The 21,012-nt window shown below is 68.5% G+C and carries 16 protein-coding genes and 1 riboswitch; of the genes, 8 read left to right on the top strand and 8 right to left on the bottom strand.

Translation table 11 applies throughout. From position 1 onward, the window contains the following. Positions 1-71: 71 nt before the first annotated feature. The 8 genes from secA2 (at position 72) to gcvP (ending at position 9,870) form a co-directional block, all read left to right on the top strand. Positions 72-2,468, top strand: a complete 2,397-nt coding sequence (gene secA2, locus GR168_RS13310) for an accessory Sec system translocase SecA2 (RefSeq protein ID WP_159370940.1) — start codon at positions 72-74, stop codon at positions 2,466-2,468. Beyond that, positions 2,465-3,094 (top strand): CDP-alcohol phosphatidyltransferase family protein, encoded by a 630-nt coding sequence (locus tag GR168_RS13305; protein WP_055475391.1) that lies wholly within the window; start codon positions 2,465-2,467, stop codon positions 3,092-3,094. Before secA2 ends, GR168_RS13305 begins: the two co-directional genes overlap by 4 nt. 20 nt (positions 3,095-3,114) lie before the next feature. After that, positions 3,115-3,519 (top strand): glycine cleavage system protein GcvH, encoded by a 405-nt coding sequence (gcvH, locus tag GR168_RS13300; RefSeq protein ID WP_055475392.1) that lies wholly within the window; start codon positions 3,115-3,117, stop codon positions 3,517-3,519. Between the two features lie 315 nt (positions 3,520-3,834). Then, positions 3,835-4,287 (top strand): glycogen accumulation regulator GarA, encoded by a 453-nt coding sequence (gene garA / locus GR168_RS13295; RefSeq protein WP_055475393.1) that lies wholly within the window; start codon positions 3,835-3,837, stop codon positions 4,285-4,287. A 41-nt stretch (positions 4,288-4,328) separates the two neighbouring features. Continuing rightward, positions 4,329-5,015: a MerR family transcriptional regulator gene (locus tag GR168_RS13290; RefSeq protein ID WP_055475436.1), complete on the top strand. Its 687-nt coding sequence runs from the start codon at positions 4,329-4,331 to the stop codon at positions 5,013-5,015. A 174-nt stretch (positions 5,016-5,189) separates the two neighbouring features. After that, entirely contained in the window at positions 5,190-5,702 is a 513-nt protein-coding gene (locus GR168_RS13285) for a bifunctional nuclease family protein (protein WP_055475394.1), read from the top strand. A gap of 295 nt (positions 5,703-5,997) precedes the next feature. Then, positions 5,998-6,642: a MerR family transcriptional regulator gene (locus tag GR168_RS13280; protein ID WP_159370939.1), complete on the top strand. Its 645-nt coding sequence runs from the start codon at positions 5,998-6,000 to the stop codon at positions 6,640-6,642. Between the two features lie 29 nt (positions 6,643-6,671). Beyond that, positions 6,672-6,775, top strand: a riboswitch (glycine riboswitch). Between the two features lie 173 nt (positions 6,776-6,948). Then, positions 6,949-9,870 (top strand): aminomethyl-transferring glycine dehydrogenase, encoded by a 2,922-nt coding sequence (gcvP, locus tag GR168_RS13275; protein WP_159370938.1) that lies wholly within the window; start codon positions 6,949-6,951, stop codon positions 9,868-9,870. 91 nt (positions 9,871-9,961) lie between these two features. Here the strand turns inward: gcvP and GR168_RS13270 are convergent, their stop codons facing one another. From GR168_RS13270 to GR168_RS13235, 8 genes are all read right to left on the bottom strand, one after another. Beyond that, entirely contained in the window at positions 9,962-11,197 is a 1,236-nt protein-coding gene (locus GR168_RS13270; protein ID WP_159370937.1) for a substrate-binding domain-containing protein, read from the bottom strand. A gap of 138 nt (positions 11,198-11,335) precedes the next feature. Then, on the bottom strand, positions 11,336-13,528 hold the full coding sequence (locus GR168_RS13265; RefSeq protein WP_159370936.1) for a malate synthase G: 2,193 nt from the start codon (positions 13,526-13,528) through the stop codon (positions 11,336-11,338). 36 nt (positions 13,529-13,564) lie between these two features. Continuing rightward, positions 13,565-14,500 (bottom strand): 3-methyladenine DNA glycosylase, encoded by a 936-nt coding sequence (locus GR168_RS13260; RefSeq protein ID WP_159370935.1) that lies wholly within the window; start codon positions 14,498-14,500, stop codon positions 13,565-13,567. Positions 14,501-14,505: 5 nt separating this feature from the next. After that, a complete protein-coding gene (locus GR168_RS13255; protein ID WP_159370934.1) occupies positions 14,506-15,582 on the bottom strand; it encodes a hemolysin family protein in 1,077 nt (358 codons plus the stop codon). Next, positions 15,572-17,041, bottom strand: a complete 1,470-nt coding sequence (locus tag GR168_RS13250; protein WP_159370933.1) for a hemolysin family protein — start codon at positions 17,039-17,041, stop codon at positions 15,572-15,574. Before GR168_RS13250 ends, GR168_RS13255 begins: the two co-directional genes overlap by 11 nt. Position 17,042: 1 nt before the next feature. After that, a complete protein-coding gene (locus GR168_RS13245; protein WP_159370932.1) occupies positions 17,043-18,476 on the bottom strand; it encodes a GuaB1 family IMP dehydrogenase-related protein in 1,434 nt (477 codons plus the stop codon). Between the two features lie 15 nt (positions 18,477-18,491). Further along, positions 18,492-19,949: an NADP-dependent phosphogluconate dehydrogenase gene (gndA, locus tag GR168_RS13240; RefSeq protein ID WP_159370931.1), complete on the bottom strand. Its 1,458-nt coding sequence runs from the start codon at positions 19,947-19,949 to the stop codon at positions 18,492-18,494. An 85-nt stretch (positions 19,950-20,034) separates the two neighbouring features. Next, a complete protein-coding gene (locus GR168_RS13235; RefSeq protein ID WP_159370930.1) occupies positions 20,035-20,988 on the bottom strand; it encodes a M56 family metallopeptidase in 954 nt (317 codons plus the stop codon). Between the last annotated feature and the right edge of the window lie 24 nt (positions 20,989-21,012).

Below are 21,012 nucleotides of genomic sequence, written 5' to 3'. Positions count from 1 at the left end.
TTGTTGCTGACCTGACCGCCCGGAGGGGGTGGGTCGCGACGGAACCGGGAACGATCAGGAGAAATGTTTCGGTGGGAAAGCTGAGCAACAGCATGTGGCGCCTTCTGGGCGCCCAGTCGACTCGCAACCAGTCGAAGTCGTTGGGTGTGATCAAGGATGCCGAAGCCCACACCGACTGGGCCGCCGAACTCGCCGACGACGCGTTCGGCGCGGAGGCCGAGAAACTCGACATCGCCGAGAAGCCCGCGGACCGCGCGAAGTTCCTCGCCCTGGTCCGGGAAGCCGCCGACCGCACCATCGACCTGCGGCCGTTCGACGTCCAGTTGCAGGGCGCCCTCCGACTCCTGGAGGGCGACATCGTCGAGATGGCCACCGGTGAGGGCAAGACGCTCGCCGGCGCCATCGCCGCGATCGGCCATGTGCTGCAGGGACATCAGGTGCACGTGATCTCGGTCAACGACTATCTGGCGACCCGCGACGCGGAGTGGATGAAGCCGCTGTTCGACGCCTTCGGCATCACCGTCCACGCGGTCTCGGAGAACTCGAGCCGCGAGGAACGGCGACGCGCCTACACCGGTGACGTCACCTACGGTTCGGTCAACGAGATCGGCTTCGACGTCCTGCGCGATCAGCTCGCCCTGTCCGAAGCGGACCTCGTCTCACCGACACCCGACGTGGCCATCATCGACGAGGCGGATTCGGTGCTCGTCGACGAGGCGCTCGTGCCGCTGGTGCTCGCCGGTTCGACCGAGACCGAGGTGCCGGACGCGGCGATCCACGACGTCGTGTCGCGGATGAAGAACAAGCACTACGAGGTCGACGCGGAGGGCCGCAACGTCACCCTGACCGACGAGGGTGCGGTGTTCGTCGAGGAAGAACTCGGCGGCATCGACCTCTACAGCGAGGAACACGTCGGCACGACGCTCGTACACGTCAGCATCGCCATGCACGCCCACTATCTCCTCGAACGCGACATCCACTACATCGTCCGCGACGGCGGCGTGCACCTCATCAACGCCTCGCGCGGCCGCGTCGCGCAGCTCCAGCGCTGGCCCGACGGGGTCCAGGCCGCGGTCGAGCTCAAGGAAGGGCTGACCCAGACCGATTCGGGTGAGGTCATCGACACCATCACGGTGCAGGCCCTGATCGGCCGCTACCCGAAGGTCTGCGGCATGACCGGCACCGCGCTCGCCGCCGGCGAGCAGTTCCGCCAGTTCTACGAACTGCGCGTCTCGCAGATCCCGCCGAACACCCCCAACGTCCGGACCGACCTGCCCGACCGGGTCTACGACACCAAGGCAAACAAGGTCGAGGCGATCGTCGCCTACGTCAAGGAGATCCACGAGACCGGACAACCCGTCCTCATCGGTACCCACGACGTGGCCGAGTCCGAGGAGCTCGCGTACTTCCTCGACAAGGCCGGGGTGTCGTCGGTCGTGCTCAACGCGAAGAACGACGCCGAAGAGGCGAAGATCATCGCCGAGGCCGGCGCCCGGGGCGCCGTCACCGTGTCCACCCAGATGGCCGGACGGGGGACCGACATCCGCCTGGGCGGTTCGAAGGACGACACGGACGCCCACGACGAGGTCATCGAACTCGGCGGGTTGTGCGTCGTCGGAACGGGCCGCCACGACACCGAACGCCTCGACAGTCAGCTGCGTGGACGCGCGGGCCGTCAGGGCGATCCCGGTACGTCGGTGTTCTTCTCCAGCCTCGAGGACCCGGTCGTCACCAAGAACCTCGCGTTCAAGCGAGATCCCGTGTCGCCCAACGAAGACGGTTCGATGGGCAGCAAGGGCGTCGACCTCATCGAGCAGGCCCAGCGGATCGCTGAGGGCGTGATGCTCGAACTGCACGCGAATACCTGGCGTTACAACAAGCTGGTCAATCAGCAGCGGGACATCATCGTCGAACGTCGTATGCAGATCCTGACCACCGACGCCGCGCTCGAAGAGCTGGCGGATCTGGAACCGGACCGCTACGCGCAGTTGACCGGGAGCACGACGACGGTGGAGACCACCACCGACGAGGCCGACGCCGAGAAGGCCGACACCGAGAATGCCGCGACCGATCACGAGGCCACCCCCGCCGTCGTGCCCGTGCCTCGCGAGGTGTTGTCACAGGCCGCGCGCGAGATCGTGCTCTACCATCTCGACCGCGCCTGGGCCGACCATCTCGCCTTCGTCTCCGACGTCCGCGCCAGCATCCACCTCCGGTCGCTGGGCAAGGAGAGCCCGCTGGACGAGTTCCACCGGCTGATCCTCGCCGAGTTCGCCGATCTGCCCGGTACGGCACTCGCGAAGGCGCGCGAGACGTTCCGGGAGGCCGACATCACCCCCGACGGCGTCGACCTCGGGTCGGCGGATCTGCACCGGTCGACGACCACCTGGACCTACATGGTCCACGACAACCTGTTCTCCTCGGGCGGAGCGAAAACCTTGCAGGGCATCATCGGGATCTTCCGGTGACCGAGCCGGAGGCGGCGACCACGCCGGCTCCGGACCGGATCGTCACGGTCCCGAACGCGCTGAGCGTGCTTCGGCTCGCACTCATCCCGGTGTTCGTGTGGCTGCTTCTCGTCGAGAAGGCGGACGGCTGGGCCTTCGCCGTCCTCATGTTCTCGGGCTTCTCCGATTGGGCCGACGGCAAGATCGCGCGACTCCTCGACCAGTCGTCGAAGATCGGTGCGCTGCTCGACCCGGCCGCCGACCGGCTCTACATCGTGATCATCCCGATCGCGTTCGGCATCCGGGAGTTCCTGCCGTGGTGGCTGATCGGTGTGATCATCGCGCGCGACGTCCTGCTGTTCGCGTCCGCTCCACTGTTGCGATCGCGGGGCGTGCTGGCGCTCCCGGTGCTCTACATCGGCAAGGCGGGGACCTTCGCGCTGATGAGCGCATTCCCGTGGCTTCTTGCCGGACAGCTCGATTCGATCGTGGGGACCATCGCGTACCCGATCGGTTGGGCTTTCATGATCTGGGGCGTCGGACTGTATCTGTGGTCCTTCGTCCTGTACTGGTATCAGACGATCCTGGTGATGCGGCTCATGCCGCCGCGTCACCCGGCAGGCGACTCGGCAGACAGTAGAGTCTGACGAGGACGAAAGGGGTTCGCGTGACCGACAGCAAAGTGCCAGAGACCTTGCGCTACACCGCGGAGCACGAGTGGATCGAGCGACTCGGGCCGACGACGGTGCGCGTCGGGATCACCGACTACGCCCAGGACGCTCTCGGCGACGTGGTGTTCGTCCAGCTACCCGAGAGCGGTGCGGAGGTGACCGTCGGCGAGTCGTTCGCCGAGGTCGAGTCGACGAAGAGCGTCTCGGACATCTTCGGGCCGCTCGCAGGCACGGTGTCGGCGGTGAACGACGCCCTCGACGCCTCGCCGGAACTGGTCAATTCGGACCCGTACGGCGAGGGGTGGCTGGTCGAGATCGAGGCGGCAGACGAGGCGACCCTCGACGAACACCTGGGTGAGGTACTCGACGCCGCGGGGTACCGCGCCGTCATCGAGGGGTGAGTTCTCCCGGCCGTGAACGGCCGGTGCCCCGATCGACCCGGCTGATCGCCTCCGGAACGATATGATCGTCGATGCCGGAGTCGACTCGCGCGCCGGTGGGATCGGCAGGACCGGTACGGTTACGGCAGTGGGAACGAGGCGCGACGTGACACCGATGCTCACGATCTCGCGCCGAGAACTACCCGGCCGCACAAGTCATGTAGATTCGACCGGCCATCGTGGCGAGAGCCGACGGGCACCGTCCCAGGCGATGCCGGCGGTTCCGAGAACGAGGTTGGCGACTGTGCGGTCGGCACTGACGACGACGAAGGAGAAGTGGTGAGCGAAAACGACAGGGACTTCGAGGCGCCGGTGGAGACCACATCGGTGTTCCGGGAGGAGTTCATCAATGAACTCGATGCCGGGACCAGCACCTCGAGTGAGCCGGCCGACACGGGGGTCGAACGACTCGCTCCCGGGACCGCGCTGCTTGTCGTGAAGCGAGGACCCAATGCGGGGTCGCGGTTCCTCCTCGATCAGCCGACGACCTCGGCCGGCCGGCACCCCGACAGCGACATCTTCCTCGACGACGTGACCGTCAGCCGTCGTCACGCCGAGTTCCGTCTCGGCGACAACGACTTTCAGGTCGTCGACGTGGGCAGCCTCAACGGCACGTACGTCAACCGCGAGCCGGTCGACACCGCGTCGCTGAGCAATGGCGACGAGGTTCAGATCGGCAAGTTCCGTCTGGTGTTCCTCAGCGGTCCCCGCGACGAAGCAGACGCCTGACACCCGTGACGGCGTCCACGGCCCCCCGCGGCGAAGGATCGATGTCGATCGGCACGGTCCTCGCCCAATTGCGTGATGACTTCCCGGACATCACGATCTCGAAGATCCGATTCTTGGAGTCGGAGGGTCTGGTGACCCCGGAGCGGGCTCCGTCGGGGTATCGGCGGTTCAGTCAGGCCGACTGCGAACGGCTGCGGTTCGTGCTGACCGCGCAGCGGGACCGGTATCTCCCGCTGAAGGTGATCAAGGAACAGCTCGACGCGATCGACAACGGCAACGGCGGTTTCGGTCCCGGCGGAACGCGCGTGCTGTCCGCGGCCCGCGGGACCGTGGCGCCGGCCACCGACTTCGGTGCGCGCGCCGGACGCGTCTCCCGGGAGTCGCTGATCGAACGCACCGGGGTGGATTCGGCGTTCGTCACCGAACTCCAGCGCAACGGCCTGTTGACCGCCGGGCCCGCCGGGTTCTTCGACGAGGACGCCGTACGGCTCGTCGAGGCGGCCGCGGCCCTGGCCAGTTACGGCCTGGAGACGCGTCATCTCCGGGCATTCAAGGTGTCCGCGGATCGCGAGGCGGGCCTCGTCGCCCAGATCGCCAACCCGATCGCCAAGGGCAAGGGCACCGGTGCGCGCGACCGTGCCGAGGAACTCGTGCGCGAGATCGCGGCCCTGTCGGTGACGCTGCACACGCAGTTGGTCAAGGCGGCCGTCAAGGGTGCGCTGGACTGAGATCGCGGTGCGCGCGTGCGGCCGCCGCACCGGACTGAACAGCGACGATCCGCCGAGGGCGCCCGCTGGGGGGATCCGCTGGGGTGCCGCGAGTCGGCCGCCGCTGTCCGCTCGGTCGGTGTAGCGTCGAGGTCACTGAATCGAGCGCCGTACAAGGCGTCTGGGAGGTGCGAGATGAGCGAGATGCGTGTGGTGGGCATCAGGGTCGAACCCCCGCAGAGTCAGCCGGTGTTGTTGCTGCGCGAGGTCGAGGGCGAACGCTACCTGCCGATCTGGATCGGGCAGAGTGAAGCTGCGTCGATTGCGCTGCGGCAGAAGGGGATCGAGCCTCCTCGTCCGCTGACCCACGATTTGATCGTGAACCTCATCAAGGAGTTCGGGCAGACCCTCGTCGAGGTCCGGATCGTCGACATGCAGGAGGGCACCTTCTACGCCGAGATGATCTTCACCGGCGATCTGCGGGTGTCGGCGCGGCCGTCGGATTCGATCGCGGTCGCGATGCGTGCCGAGGTGCCGATCATCGCCGACGAAGAGGTTCTCGCCGAGGCGGGGTTGCTGATCCCGGACGAGGATTCCGACGAGTCCGCCGAGGTGCAGCCCGAAGAGGTCAAAGAGGACGAGGTCGAGAAGTTCAAGGAGTTCCTCGACAACGTGTCCCCGGACGACTTCAAGGCAAGCGGCGCCTGACCGGTTCGTGGAATCCGTCGAGGAACGTGTTCGCCGACCGGAACCGAAACTCAGATCACGGAATCGACACCGCCCGATCACCATTTGTCTTGATCTCAAGTTGAGGTTGAGCTTCGTGGCGAGTCGCGTTGATCCACCGTCCTCCGCCGCATAGCGTCATCAGCGACATCGAGCACCGGACACGGGCCGATGAAGATGATCGGCCGACCGGAAACAGCCTGGACCGCGTACTGTGGACGTGGACGTCAGGCACCGTGGTGCGGCGTCCGATCCGAGCTTTGCGAGGGAGTCAGAAGTGGGCGATCGTCCGGTCGACAGCGAAACGACGTCGAGCGACCAGTCACCCGATCGTCCGGTGAGCGAGCGTCCCGACGCCGTCCCGACCCAGGGCAGTCTCGGCGACATCGCGCCGGGCCTCTTCCCGGACGACACCGTGCCCGACGAACTGGTCGGCTACCGCGTGCCGAGCGCCTGCCAGATCGCTGGGATCACCTACCGCCAGCTCGACTACTGGGCTCGCACCTCGCTGGTCGTCCCGTCGATCCGTGGAGCGGCCGGTTCCGGGAGCCAGCGTCTGTACTCGTTCAAGGACATCCTCGTCCTCAAGATCGTCAAGCGTCTGCTCGACACCGGGATCTCCCTGCAGAACATCCGCGTGGCCGTCGACCACCTCCGTCAGCGCGGGGTCGAGGACCTCGCGAAGATCACTCTGTTCTCGGACGGTACGACCGTGTACGAGTGCACCTCGGCCGAAGAGGTCGTCGACCTCCTGCAAGGCGGACAGGGCGTGTTCGGGATCGCCGTCAGCGGTGCGATGCGCGAACTCACCGGCACCATCGCCGACTTCCCCGGCGAGCGGGCCGACGGCGGGGTCAGCGAGACCGCACCCGAGGACGAACTCGCCGCGCGACGCAAGAACCGCGCCCGTCGCACCGGCTAGTCCCGAGTCCGCGTAGACTGGCCCCGCGTCGCTACGCTGCGGGAGAGCGCCGTCGGATACCGATCGCCGACGGCCGCCGAAGGAGCAACACCTCTCCGTCAAACTCTCAGGCACCCAGGACCGCGGTGGTGACGACGTCTCTGGAAAGTGACGATCCGTCGTCCGCCCACGGTGAAAGGTCGTCGCGCAGCGCTGCGGGGCACCGAATCTCTCAGGCGTCACATCGGCTGCGGCCGACGACATGACAGAGGGGGAGGGCCAGCAGCCGGTCCGCGTACCGGCGCCTGCGAGAGGTTGCCCGCCACCGTGTCCACCACTGAAGCGACCCCGTCCGACGCCCCGGAAGGATCCGGCCCGGATCCCACTTCGGCGGCCCCCCAGTTCTCGGCCGCCTTCGTCGACCGTCATGTCGGTCCGGACGCCGACGAGACGCGCCGGATGCTCGAGGCGATCGGCGCGGCTTCACTCGATGATCTGGCGCACCGTGTCATACCCGCCGTCATCGCCGACGAGCTCGACTCCGACGTCCTGGGTGCGCTGCCCGAACCGCTGAGCGAGAGTGCGGTCCTCGCACAACTCGGTGACCTCGCAGCCCGTAACACCGTGGCCCGGTCGATGATCGGGCTCGGCTACTACGGAACCCACACGCCCGGCGTCATCCTGCGCAACGTGCTGGAGAACCCCGCCTGGTACACCGCGTACACGCCATATCAGCCCGAGATCAGCCAGGGACGTCTCGAGGCGCTGCTGAACTTCCAGACCATGGTCGCCGACCTCACCGGCATGGAGGTGGCCAATGCCTCCATGCTCGACGAGGCCACCGCGGCCGCCGAGGCGATGACGCTGATGCGTCGCGCGGGCAAGTCGAAGTCGAACCGCGTGATCGTCGACGCGGACCTGTTCCCGCAGACGCGTGCCGTCCTCGACACGCGCGCCGAGCCCCTGGGCATCGAGGTCGTCGAGGCCTCGTTGCACCCCGATCTGCCCGGATGCGGACTGCCGGACGGCGACTTCTTCGGCGTGATCCTTCAGGTGCCCGGCGCATCGGGTCGCATCGTCGACGCCACCGCGATCGTCGACGCCGCGCACGAGCGCGGCGCTCTCGTCGCGGCCGGTGCCGATCTCCTGGCGATGACACTGGTCACGCCGCCCGGCGAGCAGGGAGCCGACGTCTGCTTCGGCACGACGCAACGCTTCGGTGTGCCGATGGGCTTCGGCGGACCGCACGCGGGTTACCTCGCCGTCGGGTCGATGCACGCCCGACAGCTTCCCGGGCGGCTCGTCGGTATCTCCAAGGATGCCGACGGCAACCTGGCCTACCGGCTCGCGCTGCAGACCCGCGAACAGCACATCCGCCGGGAGAAGGCCACGAGCAACATCTGCACCGCGCAAGTGCTGCTGGCGGTGATGGCCGCCATGTACGCCTCGTACCACGGGGCGGACGGCCTGCGAGCCATCGCACGACGCACCCACGACGCAGCGGCCCGGATCGCCGACTCGATCGCCGCGGGCGGGTTCTCGGTGGCGCACGCGAACTTCTTCGACACCGTCGAGGTGCACGCACCCGGTCAGGCCGACACGATCCTCGCCCGCGCCCGCCACGACGGGATCAACCTGCGACGCGTCGACGCCGACACCATCGGCATCGCCTGTGACGAGACGACGACCGACGCCGACATCGATGCCGTCCTGCGGGCCTTCGACGTCGCCGGCGTCACCCCGCGGGCACTCGCGCAGCCGATCGAGAATCGCACCAGCGAGTACCTGACCCATCCGGCGTTCAACCGGTACCGCACCGAGACCGCGATGCTGCGCTACCTGCGGGCCCTGTCGGACAAGGACATCGCGCTCGACCGCAGCATGATCCCGCTCGGGTCGTGCACGATGAAACTCAACGCCACCACCGAGATGGAACCCATCACGTGGCCCGGCTTCGCCCAGCTGCACCCCTTCGCCCCGGTCGACGACACCGCGGGCATCCGCGAGCTGATCACCACGCTCGAGGGCTGGCTCGTGGCGGTCACCGGTTACGACCGCGTCAGCCTCCAGCCCAACGCGGGTTCACAGGGGGAGTTCGCGGGACTGCTCGCGATCCGCGGATACCACCTCAGCCGCGGTGACGTCGACCGGGATGTCTGCCTCATCCCGTCGAGCGCCCACGGCACGAATGCCGCGTCGGCGGTGATGGCCGGGATGCGCGTCGTGGTGGTCGGGTGCCGCGAGAACGGCGACGTCGACCTCGACGATCTGCGCGCCAAGATCGCGGCGAACGAAGGCCGGGTCGCGGCGATCATGATCACGTACCCGTCGACGCACGGCGTCTTCGAGCACGACGTCCGCGACGTCTGCGGCGCCGTGCACGACGCCGGCGGCCAGGTCTACGTGGACGGCGCCAACCTCAACGCGCTCGTCGGTGTCGCACGGCCGGGTCATTTCGGCGGTGACGTCAGCCATCTCAACCTGCACAAGACGTTCTGCATCCCGCACGGCGGCGGCGGGCCCGGCGTCGGACCCGTCGCGGTCCGGGAGCATCTGGCCCCGTTCCTCCCCGGACACCCGCTCGCCGACGAGCTGCCCGGGTCGGCCACGATCGCCGCGGCCCCGTATGGCTCGGCGGCGATCCTGCCGATCACCTATGCCTACATCGCGATGATGGGCGCGGACGGTCTCCGGCGGGCGACGCTCACGGCGATCACCGCCGCCAACTATGTCGCCAAGCGGCTCGGTGAGCACTATCCGGTGCTCTACACCGGCGAGGACGGCTTCGTCGCCCACGAGTGCATCCTCGACCTCCGGGCCATCACCAAGGCCACCGGCGTCACCGTCGACGACGTGGCAAAACGACTCGCCGACTACGGTTTTCACGCACCGACCATGAGTTTCCCGGTGGCCGGCACGCTGATGGTCGAGCCCACCGAGAGCGAGAACCTCGACGAGATCGACGCGTTCTGCGATGCGATGATCGCCATCCGCGGCGAGATCGAACTCGTCGGACGAGGGGAGTGGCCCGCCGAGGACAATCCGCTCCGCGGCGCCCCGCACACGGCCGAGTCGCTCGTCGGCGAGTGGGACCACCCGTACTCGCGGGAACTCGCCGTCTACCCGCAGGGACTGCCGTCCGCGGGCGGCCGGGCGAAGGTGTGGCCGGCCGTCCGGCGGATCGACGGGGTGTACGGCGACCGCAACCTTGTGTGCAGCTGCCCGCCGATCGAGGCCTACAGCAGCTGACTTCTTCATCGTCTTAAGCTCCTCACCTGTTCGTTGAGCAGGTGAGGAGCGCAGCGACGAACCGTGTCGAAACGACCCGTCCTCGCGAGCTCTAACCCCCCGCGCTTCCCGACGGCACCGAGGGCGGCGTGGAGCTCGCCGGAACGCTGGCCGGCCCGTAGACGAGCCGATTGATGGCGACGATCGCGCCGTTCTCGGGCGTCGGCATCGGATTCGGCGTGCGCGGGAACGTCACGGTCGGGGTCGGGGAGGGCATCGGGGCGTCGCCGCGGAAACCGAGCTCGGTGAGCAACTGCAACTGCTCGGGCTCCGAGGCGAACTGGATGAACTCGGCGACGGCATCGGCTGCCGATTCGGTGACCTCGGGACCCGACATCCGGATGACGGGGTAGTCGGCGATCGGCGTCGGACCCGACGGGATCAGCTCGGCCAGGCGTGCGCGGTCGTCGTCGCGGGTCATCTGGAACAGGCGTTGTTCGGTGATGGGCACGACGTGGATCTCCGCTCGGGCCGCGTCCGGTGCGTCGGCGATGGCTGTTGCCGCGCCCTGGGGTGTCCCGTCCGGGGAAAGCGGCGCGCCCTCCAGCATGGCGCGGACACTGGAACTGACCCGCGGCGACTCGGCGTCGGCGGTGGCCAGCGGTCCGGTGGTCCGGGTGACGCGCGTCGCGACCGCCTGGGCGGCCAGCGCGCTGGCGTCGGACTGTGCGCCGATCGGCATCGCCATGCGCAACGATCCCCAACCTTCGAGTCCGAAGTCGGCGAGGGAGTTGTCGCGGCGTTGCAGGGTGGGGATCTGGGACCAGTCGAGACGGCCGGCCAGGGAGCTGTTGAGCTCGGGGGACACCGCCAGCACGACCGGCGTCGAGACCAGTGATCGGGTGTTGCCCTCGATCGCATCGGGTTTCGCCGCCGCCAGATCTGCCGACCACACCGACGACTGCGGCACCCAGGCGGCCGGGTACGCGCCCATGGACTCGGTGTCCCACGACCCCGACAGACCGTCGAGGGTGATCTTCGCGTCGCCCGGCCGAACGTCGACGGTGACGCACTTGTCGCGTACGACGGGGTTCGTCTCGCCGAAGTTGCGGGCGACGGCGGCCAGCCCCGGCGCGATGTCGGGATCGGCGACGATCGGCACCGACTCACGACCCTCGACGCACTGCGCGGCTGCCTCCTCGGCCTGGCGATCGATCTGATCGCCGAGGTCCTGCCAGATGACGACGACGGCCGCGACGAGCAGGATCGACAAGAGTGCGGCGACGACACCTCGGCTCACGCCGCGGCTTCGGATGCTCTCCCCGCCGCTACTCCGGTGATGTGCCAACGCCGATGCCCTCCCTGCTCAGTGCGTCCCTCGCCCGGTCGGCCGTGGCGAGCCGGTGCGCAGTGCAGGGTACGACGATACGCCGTGCCGATCCTCGGCGGTTCGGCACGGTCGTATCGCCTACGTGGAACCCGGTGCTCAGCCGGCCGGGTTGGCTGCCTTGTACTCGCGGCGGCGGCGGTGCAGGATCGGCTCGGTGTAGCCGCTCGGCTGCGTCGTGCCCTCGAGGATCAACTCCTTGGCCGCCTGGAAGGCGATGTTGGAGTCGAAGTCCGGCGCCAGCGGGCGGTAGGTCGGGTCACCGGCGTTCTGCCGGTCGACGACCGGGGCCATCCGCTCGAGCGAGGCCACCACGTCGGGCTCGCCGACGATGCCGTGGCGCAGCCAGTTCGCCAGCAGCTGGCTCGAGATCCGAAGCGTCGCACGGTCTTCCATGAGAGCGACGTCGTGGATGTCGGGGACCTTGGAGCAGCCGACACCCTGGTCGATCCATCGCACCACGTAGCCCAGGATGGACTGGCAGTTGTTGTCGAGCTCCTGCTGCTTCTCCTCGTCGGACCAGTCCGTCTTCGGCGCGAGCGGGATGGTGAGGACGTCCTCGACCCGGGCGGGATCACGCTTGGCGATCTCGTCCTGGCGCTCGAACACGTCGACGAGGTGGTAGTGCAGCGCGTGCAATGTCGCTGCCGTCGGCGAGGGGACCCACGCGGTCGTGGCGCCGGCCTTCGGATGTCCGATCTTCTGCTCGAGCATGTCGGCCATCAGGTCGGGCATGGCCCACATGCCCTTTCCGATCTGCGCCTTGTGCTGCAGGCCCGCGTGCAGACCGGTGTCGACGTTGAAGTTCTCGTACGCGCCGATCCAGGTCTGCTGCTTCATCTCGGCCTTGCGGACCATCGGCCCGGCCTCCATGGACGTGTGGATCTCGTCGCCGGTGCGGTCGAGGAAGCCAGTGTTGATGAAGACGACGCGTTCCTGTGCCGCCTTGATGCAGGCCTTCAGGTTCACCGTCGTGCGGCGCTCCTCGTCCATGATCCCGACCTTGAGCGTGTTCTCGGGCAGGCCGAGGACCTTCTCCACGCGGCCGAACAGTTCGACGGTGAAGGCGACCTCGTCGGGGCCGTGCATCTTGGGCTTCACGATGTAGACCGAACCGCTCCGCGAGTTCTGCAGGCCCTCAGTGCTGAGTCCGTGGATGCCGATCAGCGAGGTGATGAGCCCGTCGAGGATGCCCTCGGGGACCTCGTTGCCGTCGGCGTCGAGAATCGCGTCGTTGGTCATCAGGTGGCCCACGTTTCGGACGAACAGCAGCGAACGCCCGTGCAGGTCGAAGGTGGTGCCGTCCGGCGCGGTGTACTCGCGGTTGCCGTTGAGCACGCGCGTGAAGGTCTTGCCGCCCTTGGTGACCTCTTCGGACAGGTCGCCCTTGTTGAGGCCCAGCCAGTTCCGGTACCCGACGACCTTGTCCTCGGCGTCGACCGCGGCGACCGAGTCCTCGAAGTCCATGATCGTGGTGATCGCGGATTCGACGACGACGTCCTTGATTCCGGCCGGGTCGGTGGACCCGATGGGCGAGGACGGATCGATCTCGATGTCGAGGTGAAGGCCGTTGTTGCGCAGCAGGATCGAGGTCGGCGAAGCCGCGTCGCCGCGGTAGCCGACGAACGCGGTCGGGTCGGCCAGGGTGGAGGTCTTGTCGCCGTCCAGCGTCACCTGCAGCGCGCCGTCGGTGACGGCGAACGCCCGCACATCGGTGTAGCTGCACTGTTCGAGCGGCACCGCCTGGTCGAGGAAGTCCTTGGCGTAGGCGATGACCTTGTCACCGCGCACCTTGTTGTACGACGAACCCTTCTCCGCGCCGTCGGCCTCGGAGATCGCGTCGGTGCCGTAGAGCGCGTCGTACAGCGAACCCCAGCGGGCGTTCGAGGCATTCAGCGCGAACCGCGCGTTGAGGATCGGGACCACGAGCTGCGGGCCCGCGGTGTCGGCGATCTCGCGGTCGACGTTCGACGTGGTGATCTGGAAGTCGGCGGGGACCTCGGCGAGGTAGCCGATCTCGGTCAGGAACGACTTGTAGGAGTCGAAGTCGGCGCTGCCGGGGGTGAGGTCGGCGTCCTTGTGATCGCGGTGCCAGGCGTCGAGCTTGGTCTGCAGGTCGTCGCGGACGGCGAGCAGTTCGCGGTTGCGCGGGGCGAGATCGGCGATGACCGAGGCCGCACCGGCCCAGAAGGCGTCCGCATCTACACCGGTACCGGGCAACGCCTCGTTGTTGATGAAGTCGTGCAGGACGGTAGCGACCTGCAACCCGTTGACGGTGATCCGGTCAGACATGGCAGCCTTTCTCGAGCGAATGACGACGCATACATGCTACTCGTCGGTAACGGCGGACGGCAGGCGCCTCCCGTCGGGCACGGTCGCGAGGTCCGCGAGCTCCGTACAGATGGTGAGCAACCGCGTCCGCAGGGTCATTCCCCGTTCGGCGATCGCCGACTGCTCGCGCACGTAGTCGGCCCTACCGGCGGCTAACTCGATGCGGACCGGCTCGTAACCGAGGTCGCTGAGATCGTAGGGACTGGCGCGCATGTCGAGGTCGCGGGCTCGGAGCGCCAGCGCGAAACAGGCGAGCGTCAGGTCCGACGGCACGAGCGGCGCGAGAGTGAAGCAGTACCGGTAGAGGTCCATCGTCGCGTGCAGGCAACCCGGTTGTTCGTGCGCGATCTGCGTCACCCGGCTCAACGTGGTGTCGTTGCGCGGACGCGCCGGGTCGGTGAAGAACCGGTAGGCGTCGAAGTGGGTGCACCGCAGCGGCATCGACTCGACGACCGCGTCGGTGCCCGCGGACCCCAATCGCAGCGGCAGGTCGTGCCGGGTGTCGTCGGTGCGGTAGACCATCGCCCACTCGTGCAGGCCGAAGCAACCCAGCCGCGCGGGTCGTCGGGCGGTGGCACCGAGCATGTCCACGGCCGCGGAGAGCGCTTCGCCGCGGTGCCGGAGATAGGCGTCGCCGACGCTCACACCGGCGGCGGTCCGCTCGTAGCCGCGCAGGCCGAGGAACTCGTCGCCGTCCTCGAGCGTCACGCCGAAGCCGGGATGCCAGCGCAGCACGTGCGCCGGACGTGACGAGTAGTAGGTGAACAAGAAGTCGATCACCGGGTGACGGGCGCCGCGACGCCGGGCGTCGAGGTAGGGGCCGATCAGCTCGTCCACCGCCTGCCGATGGGCGTCGCGGCGTGCTCGCCACTCGTCGGCGTCCAGGACCTCCGCCGCCAGGCCGTGATCCGGATGTTCCAGCTGCGCGGTCATCGTGGTCACACCCGGTGCGTCTCGTCGCGAACGTTGCCGACGAACTCCTCCACCAGATCGGCGAGCGGGACGATGCCGATGGTGCGGCCGCTGTCGTCGACCACCGCGCCCAGATGCGAACTGGTCCGCCGCAGCACCCCGGTGGCCTCGTCGAGGGGCGTCGTCGAATCGATGACCGGCAGCGGCCGGATCTTGTCGACGCCGATGATGGTGTCCGGTCCGACGTGCTCGTCGAGGATCTCGTCGAGTACGTCCTTGAGGTGCAGATAGCCGGTGAAGGTGCCGTCGGGTCCGCGGACGGGGAACCGGGAGAACCCCGTCTCGCCGACCGCTCTCTCCACGGCACCCAGGGTCGGTCCGATGCCGCCGGAACCGGACACCTGCACACCGACACTGCGCATCTGGTCCAGCGGGATCATCACCTCCGACACCGTGCGGCCGATGGACTGCAGGGCGCGGGTCAGTCGTTCGTGCTCCTCGGCGTCGATGAGGCCTTCCTGCTTGGACTCGCCGACCATCTCGGCCAGCTCGCCCAGCGACACCGTGGACTCGAGTTCGTCCTTCGGTTCCACCCGGAGGAGCCGCAGCGAGATGTTCGCCAGCCAGTTGTAGAACGCGATCAACGGCCGGACCAGACGGATGAACATCAGATGTGCAGGCACGAGGAGCATCGCGGACGACTCCGGGCCGGCCAGCGCGATGTTCTTCGGGACCATCTCGCCCAGCAGGATGTGCAGCACCACGACCAGCGACAGAGCGATGGCGAACGAGATCGGGTGGAGGAGGGCATCGGGAACGTGCGCCAGGTGCAGCGGCGCCTCGATGAGATGCGCGACCGCGGGCTCGCCGACCCGGCCGAGCAGGATCGAGCAGATCGTGATGCCGAGCTGTGCACCGGCCAGCATCAGCGACAGCCGTTCGCCGGCGTAGATGACGGTCCGCGCGCGGCTCTTGCCGCTCTCGGCGAGGGCTTCGAGGCGGTCGCGTCGAGCCGAGATCAGGGAGAACTCGGCACCCACGAAGAACGCGTTGCCGGCCAGGAGGACGACGGTCAGCCCGACCGCCCACAGATCACCGCCCATGCGGGTCCTCCTGGTTGTTCGACGGTTCGCCGTTTCGTTCGGAAGCGGTGGAGAGGTCTCGGTCCGCGTGAGCCGCCCGGACCTGATCCGCGGGAGCCGGCCGGATGGCGACCACGTCGACCCGGCGTCCGTCCATCTGGGTGACGGTCGCACGCCAGGTGACGTCCGGGCCGCGGTCGGGCGACTGGGCGGTGTCGTCGTCGGTCTCGCCGACGGCCGAGCGTCGTGGGAGGTCCACCTCGTCGTCGACGGTGGGAATGCGGCCCAGGCAGTACATGACGAGTCCACCCAGCGTGTCGTAGGGCCCTTCGGGGGCGTGGTAGCCGACGGCGTCGTACAGCTCGTCGATGCGCAGCAGTCCGGCACAGAGGTAACCGTTGCCGTCGACCGCGACGTCGGCGCGTTCGTCGTCGTGTTCGTCGGTGACGTCGCCGAGGATCTCCTCGATGAGGTCTTCGGTGGTGACGATGCCGGCGGTCCCGCCGTATTCGTCGATCACGACGCACAGCTCCATCCCGTCGGCGCGGATGCGTTCCATCAGCGCGTCACCGTCGAGGCTGGCCGGCACACGTGGCACCGGCCGGGCGATCGAGGTGACCGAGGTGGTGGCCTGTCGCTCGGGCGGAACGGTGAAGGCCTGTTTGATGTGCACGACCCCGACGAGGTCGTCGAGGTCGCCGTCGATGACGACCGGGAAACGGGAATGCCCGGTGCGCGACGACGCCATGACGAGGTCGCGGACCGAGTCGGCGCGGTCGAGACAATCGATCGTCACGCGGGGGGTCATCAGGTCCTCGGCGGTGAGTTCGCCGAAGCGCAGCGAGCGGTCGACTAGGGTCGCCGTCTGCTGGTCGAGGGCACCGCGACGTGCCGAGTTACGGACGAGCGAGACGAGTTCCTGGGGCGACCGCGCGGACGCCAGCTCGTCGGTCGGTTCGATGCCGAGACGCCGGACGATCCAGTTCGCCGTGCCGTTCAATCCGTTGATCGCCCAGCGGAAGACCGAGGAGAACACGGTCATCGGGCCGGCGGTGGCCCGCGCCACCGCGAGCGGCTTGGCGATCGCGAGGTTCTTCGGGATGAGCTCGCCGAGCACCATCGACAGGGAGGTCGCGATCACCAGCGCGAGAATGAGCGAGGTCGCCGAGGCCACCGACTCGCCGACGCCGAGTGCGGTCAGCGGCGGCCGGAGGATCCGGGCGAGGACCGGTTCGGCGATGTAGCCGGTGATGAGGGTCGTGATCGTGATGCCCAGCTGCGCGCCCGACAGCTGGAACGACAGGGTGGAGTGCGCGCGCTGGACCATCCGAGAACGACGGTCCGCGCGATCGGCCACGTCGGCGGTGATCGTCGACCGCTCCAACGCGGTGAGGGAGAACTCGGCCGCCACGAACAGCGCCGTCCCGAGCGTCAGCGCGATGAATCCGACGAGACTCGCGACCAGGAGCAGGATCTCCACGTCACCACCCGCCCGGCAGGGGCCGTCCTTCGGCGAAGCCGGCGGGCGACTGGATGCCGAGCACCACCTTGTCGTGGAGCTCGCGCAGGTTGCGGGCGCCGGTATAGGTCGCCGTACTGCGGACGCCCGCGCAGATGTGGTCGATGACGTCCTCGACGCCGGGCCGCTCCGGATCCAGACGGATCCGTGAACTCGAGATGCCCTCTTCGAACAGGCTCTTGCGGGCCAGGTCGTAGGTGCTGTCGCCGCTCGAGCGGGCCGCGACCGCCCGCTTCGAAGCCATGCCGAAACTCACCTTGTACGGGCCCCGCTCGTCCACGAGCAGGTCGCCCGGTGACTCGTGGGTCCCGGCGAACCACGAGCCGACCATCACGTTCGACGCCCCCGCGGCCAGGGCCAGGGCCACGTCGCGCGGGTGCCGGACGCCGCCGTCGGCCCACACCGACGCACCGTGTCCGGCCGCGACGGCGGCACACTCGGCGACGGCCGAGAACTGGGGGCGTCCGACGCCGGTCATCATCCGGGTCGTGCACATCGCGCCCGGTCCGACACCTACCTTGACGATCGATGCCCCCGCATCGATGAGATCGAGGGTCCCCTCGGCCGAGACCACGTTGCCCGCGGCGATCGGAACGCCCAGGTCCGCGCCGGCGACCGCCGACAGCGCCGTGAGCATCTTCTCCTGGTGACCGTGCGCAGTGTCCATGACAAGCAGGTCGGCGCCCGCGGCGACCAGCGCTCGAGCCTTGCCCACGACATCGCCGTTGATGCCGACGGCCGCCGCGATGCGCAGGGAGCCGGCCGCGTCGACATTCGGGGTGTAGATCGCGTGGCGCAGGGCGCCGACCCGATTGAGGACCCCGGCGAGCCGACCGTCGGGTTCGACGAGCACCGCGAGGCCGAGGTGCAGATCGCCGAGTGCGTCGAAGACCTCACGGGGCGGGGTGTCGACGGGCAGCGTCACGATGTCGGGGTCGGCGACGTCACGCACTCGCGCGAACCGGTCGACGTCGCGACAGCGCTTCTCGGTGACGACCCCCACCGGGCGGCCGTCCTCGACTACCACGGCCACCCCGTGTGACCGCTTCGGGATCAACGCGACCGCATCGGTGACCGACGCGTCCGGGTCGAGGGTGACGGGTGTGTCGGCCACCAGGTGCCGTGACTTCACGAACGCGATGGACGCGGCGGCCGCCTCGATAGGCAGGTCCTGGGGGAGGACCACGAGCCCACCGCGGCGGGCCACCGTCTCGGCCATGCGCTTGCCCGCCACCGCCGTCATGTTCGCCACGACCAGCGGGATCGTGGTACCGCTGCCGTCCGACGTCGACAGGTCGACGTCGAAGCGCGAGCTGACGTCCGATCTGCCCGGGACGATGAACAGATCGTCGTACGTCAGATCGTGTGTCGGCCGGTGGCCTTCGATGAATCGCACGGGGCTCGCAGGCTCCTATTCGGTCACTTCCGAGCGGTCACCGCTCCACAGCGTGTGGAACGTGCCCTCCTTGTCGATGCGCTGGTAGGTGTGCGCGCCGAAGTAGTCGCGCAGGCCCTGGGTGAGCGCGGCCGGCAGGCGTTCGGCTCGCAGACCGTCGTAGTACGACAGCGACGACGCGAACGCCGGCACGGGGATACCGAGGAGCGTCGCGGTCGAAACCACCCGGCGCCAACTGTCGATGCCGACCTCGACGGCTTCGCGGAAGTACGGCGCGAGAAGCAGGCTCGGAAGGGCGGGGTCGTCGTGGTAGGCCTCACGAATGCGGTTGAGGAACTGTGCCCGGATGATGCAGCCGCCGCGCCAGATGGTGGCCAGTGCTCCGCGGTCGACATCCCAGCCGTACTCGGCGCTGCCGGCGGCGATCTGATCGAAGCCCTGGGCGTAGGCGACGACCTTGGAGGCGTACAGGGCGGTCTTGATGTCGTTGACGAAGCTCTCGCGGTCGGCGGGGGCCGAGCCGAGGTTGCCCGACGACAGGCCGCGCGCGGCGACGCGCTGATCGGTGGCGCTCGACAGGGCGCGGGCGAACACGGCCTCGGCGATCCCGGTCGTCGGGATGCCCAGGTCGAGTGCGGACTTCACGGTCCAGCGGCCGGTGCCCTTCTGACCCGCGGCGTCGACGATGACGTCGACCAGCGGCTTGCCGGTCTCGTCGTCGACCTGGCTGAGGACCTCCGCGGTGATCTCGATCAGGTAGCTCTCGAGTTCGGTGGTGTTCCAGTCACGGAAGACGTCGGCGATCTCCGAGACCGGCATGTCCAGGGCCTTGCGCATGAGGTCGTAGGCCTCGCCGATGAGCTGCATGTCGGCGTACTCGATGCCGTTGTGCACCATCTTGACGAAGTGGCCGCTGCCGTCGGGCCCGATGTGGGTGCAGCACGGCTCGCCGTCGACCTGGGCGGCGATCGACTCGAGGAGTGGCCCGAGCGACTCGTAGGACTCGGCGGGTCCGCCCGGCATGATCGACGGGCCGTTGAGCGCGCCCTCTTCGCCGCCGGAGATGCCCGCGCCGACGAAGTTGAGTCCGCGGGCCGACATCGCGGCCTCGCGCCGGATGGTGTCGGTGTAGAGGGCGTTGCCGCCGTCGATGATGATGTCGCCCGGCTCCATCGCGTCGGCGAGTTCCTCGATGACCGCGTCGGTCGCGTCGCCCGCCTTCACCATGATGAGGACCCGGCGCGGACGCTCGAGTGCGGCCACGAACTCGGCCACCGTCTCGGTGCGGATGAAGTTGCCGTCGCCGCCGTGGTTTTCGAGCAGCGCGTCGGTCTTGGCGATGCTGCGGTTGTGCAGCGCGACCGTATACCCGTGACGGGCGAAGTTGCGTGCGATGTTCGAACCCATGACGGCCAGGCCGGTGACACCGATCTGGGCCTTCGCGGAGGAGGACGATGCGTCGACATTGTTCATGCGGACAGCCTATTGCCTCTGTGTCCGAAGCGGCGATCTGCCTCCACGTGTGACGGCGGGCAGATGACGCCGGGGACAGGAGTCGTCAGAACGCCGACATGAGTCGGTTGAGCTCGGTCAGCCACGGGATCGCGACCGCGAGGGTCGGCAGGACCAGGATCGCGGCGGCGGCGATGTAGGCGCCGGCGGCGACGATCCGCGCGGGGCGGTCGTCGCGGAGACGGTGGACGCGCGTCAGGGTCGTCGGCCCGCCGACCGCCATCGCACCGCGCGGGGCAACCGCGTCGGCGCAGGCGACCAGCGCACGACCCAGCGTGGTCGGGGTGGTCGCCCGGACGGCCTGATCGTCGGCCAGTGCCTCGACGAGGAGTTCGGCCGCGCCGAGCGCGGAACTGCTGCGCACGAACCGGGGGAACGCCTCGTGCAGTGCGATGAAGGCCTCGAGCACGAGGTCGTGCCGGGCACGTAGGTGGGCGCGCTCGTGCGCGATGACGGCGACCAGTTCGTCCCGGGTGAGGCGATGTACGACGCCTTCGCTGACCACGACACGCTGGCGGAGGCCGGGCAGGCAGTAGGCGAGCGGCTGCTCGACGTCGATCATGCGGACGTCGCGGGCGTAGAGCGGGTCGTCGGCGTCGTCGGTCCGGTCACAGCGGTCGAGGATGTCGATGAGCTGGCGGTGGGCCTTGCGCCGGGCTCGGGTGCGCAGGCCGACGCGGATCACGGTGTAGAACAGCCGCGCGCCGACGAGCAGGGTGAGCACGAAGACCCCGACGCAGAGGAGCCACAGCGGCCAGCCGAGGCGTTCGATCTCGCGGACCGGGTGGGTCGTAGGGGTGCCGTCGGGACCGATCACGAGGATGTTCGCCGCGATCGCCAGGCCACAGCTGAACGCCGACAGCACGGCGGCCAGGGCAATGGCCTGCCACAGCGTCATCGCCGCGCGTGGTGCTCGGATCGGCCAGCGGGCCCGGGACAGTGCCTCGGGTACGGGTCCGGCGAGCACCAGGCTGACGATGCCGAAGAGCAAGGCGGTCATCTGGTGATTCCTCAGGGTGGGCTG

The sequence above is a fragment of the Gordonia sp. JH63 genome, assembly GCF_009856645.1.
Taxonomy (GTDB): domain Bacteria; phylum Actinomycetota; class Actinomycetes; order Mycobacteriales; family Mycobacteriaceae; genus Gordonia; species Gordonia hongkongensis.
Note: the sequence above shows the minus strand (reverse complement) of the source record. Positions and strands in the feature narration are given on the sequence as shown.

Excerpts from the sequence above, each read along its gene's own strand:
- GR168_RS13235 (WP_159370930.1), bottom strand. The coding sequence starts at position 20,988 with ATGACCGCCTTGCTCTTCGGCATCGTCAGCCTGGTGCTCGCCGGACCC.
- GR168_RS13255 (WP_159370934.1), bottom strand. The coding sequence starts at position 15,582 with ATGGGCGGTGATCTGTGGGCGGTCGGGCTGACCGTCGTCCTCCTGGCC.
- GR168_RS13285 (WP_055475394.1), top strand. The coding sequence starts at position 5,190 with ATGAGCGAGATGCGTGTGGTGGGCATCAGGGTCGAACCCCCGCAGAGT.
- gndA (WP_159370931.1), bottom strand. The coding sequence starts at position 19,949 with ATGAACAATGTCGACGCATCGTCCTCCTCCGCGAAGGCCCAGATCGGT.
- GR168_RS13265 (WP_159370936.1), bottom strand. The coding sequence starts at position 13,528 with ATGTCTGACCGGATCACCGTCAACGGGTTGCAGGTCGCTACCGTCCTG.
- GR168_RS13260 (WP_159370935.1), bottom strand. The coding sequence starts at position 14,500 with ATGACCGCGCAGCTGGAACATCCGGATCACGGCCTGGCGGCGGAGGTC.
- GR168_RS13290 (WP_055475436.1), top strand. The coding sequence starts at position 4,329 with ATGTCGATCGGCACGGTCCTCGCCCAATTGCGTGATGACTTCCCGGAC.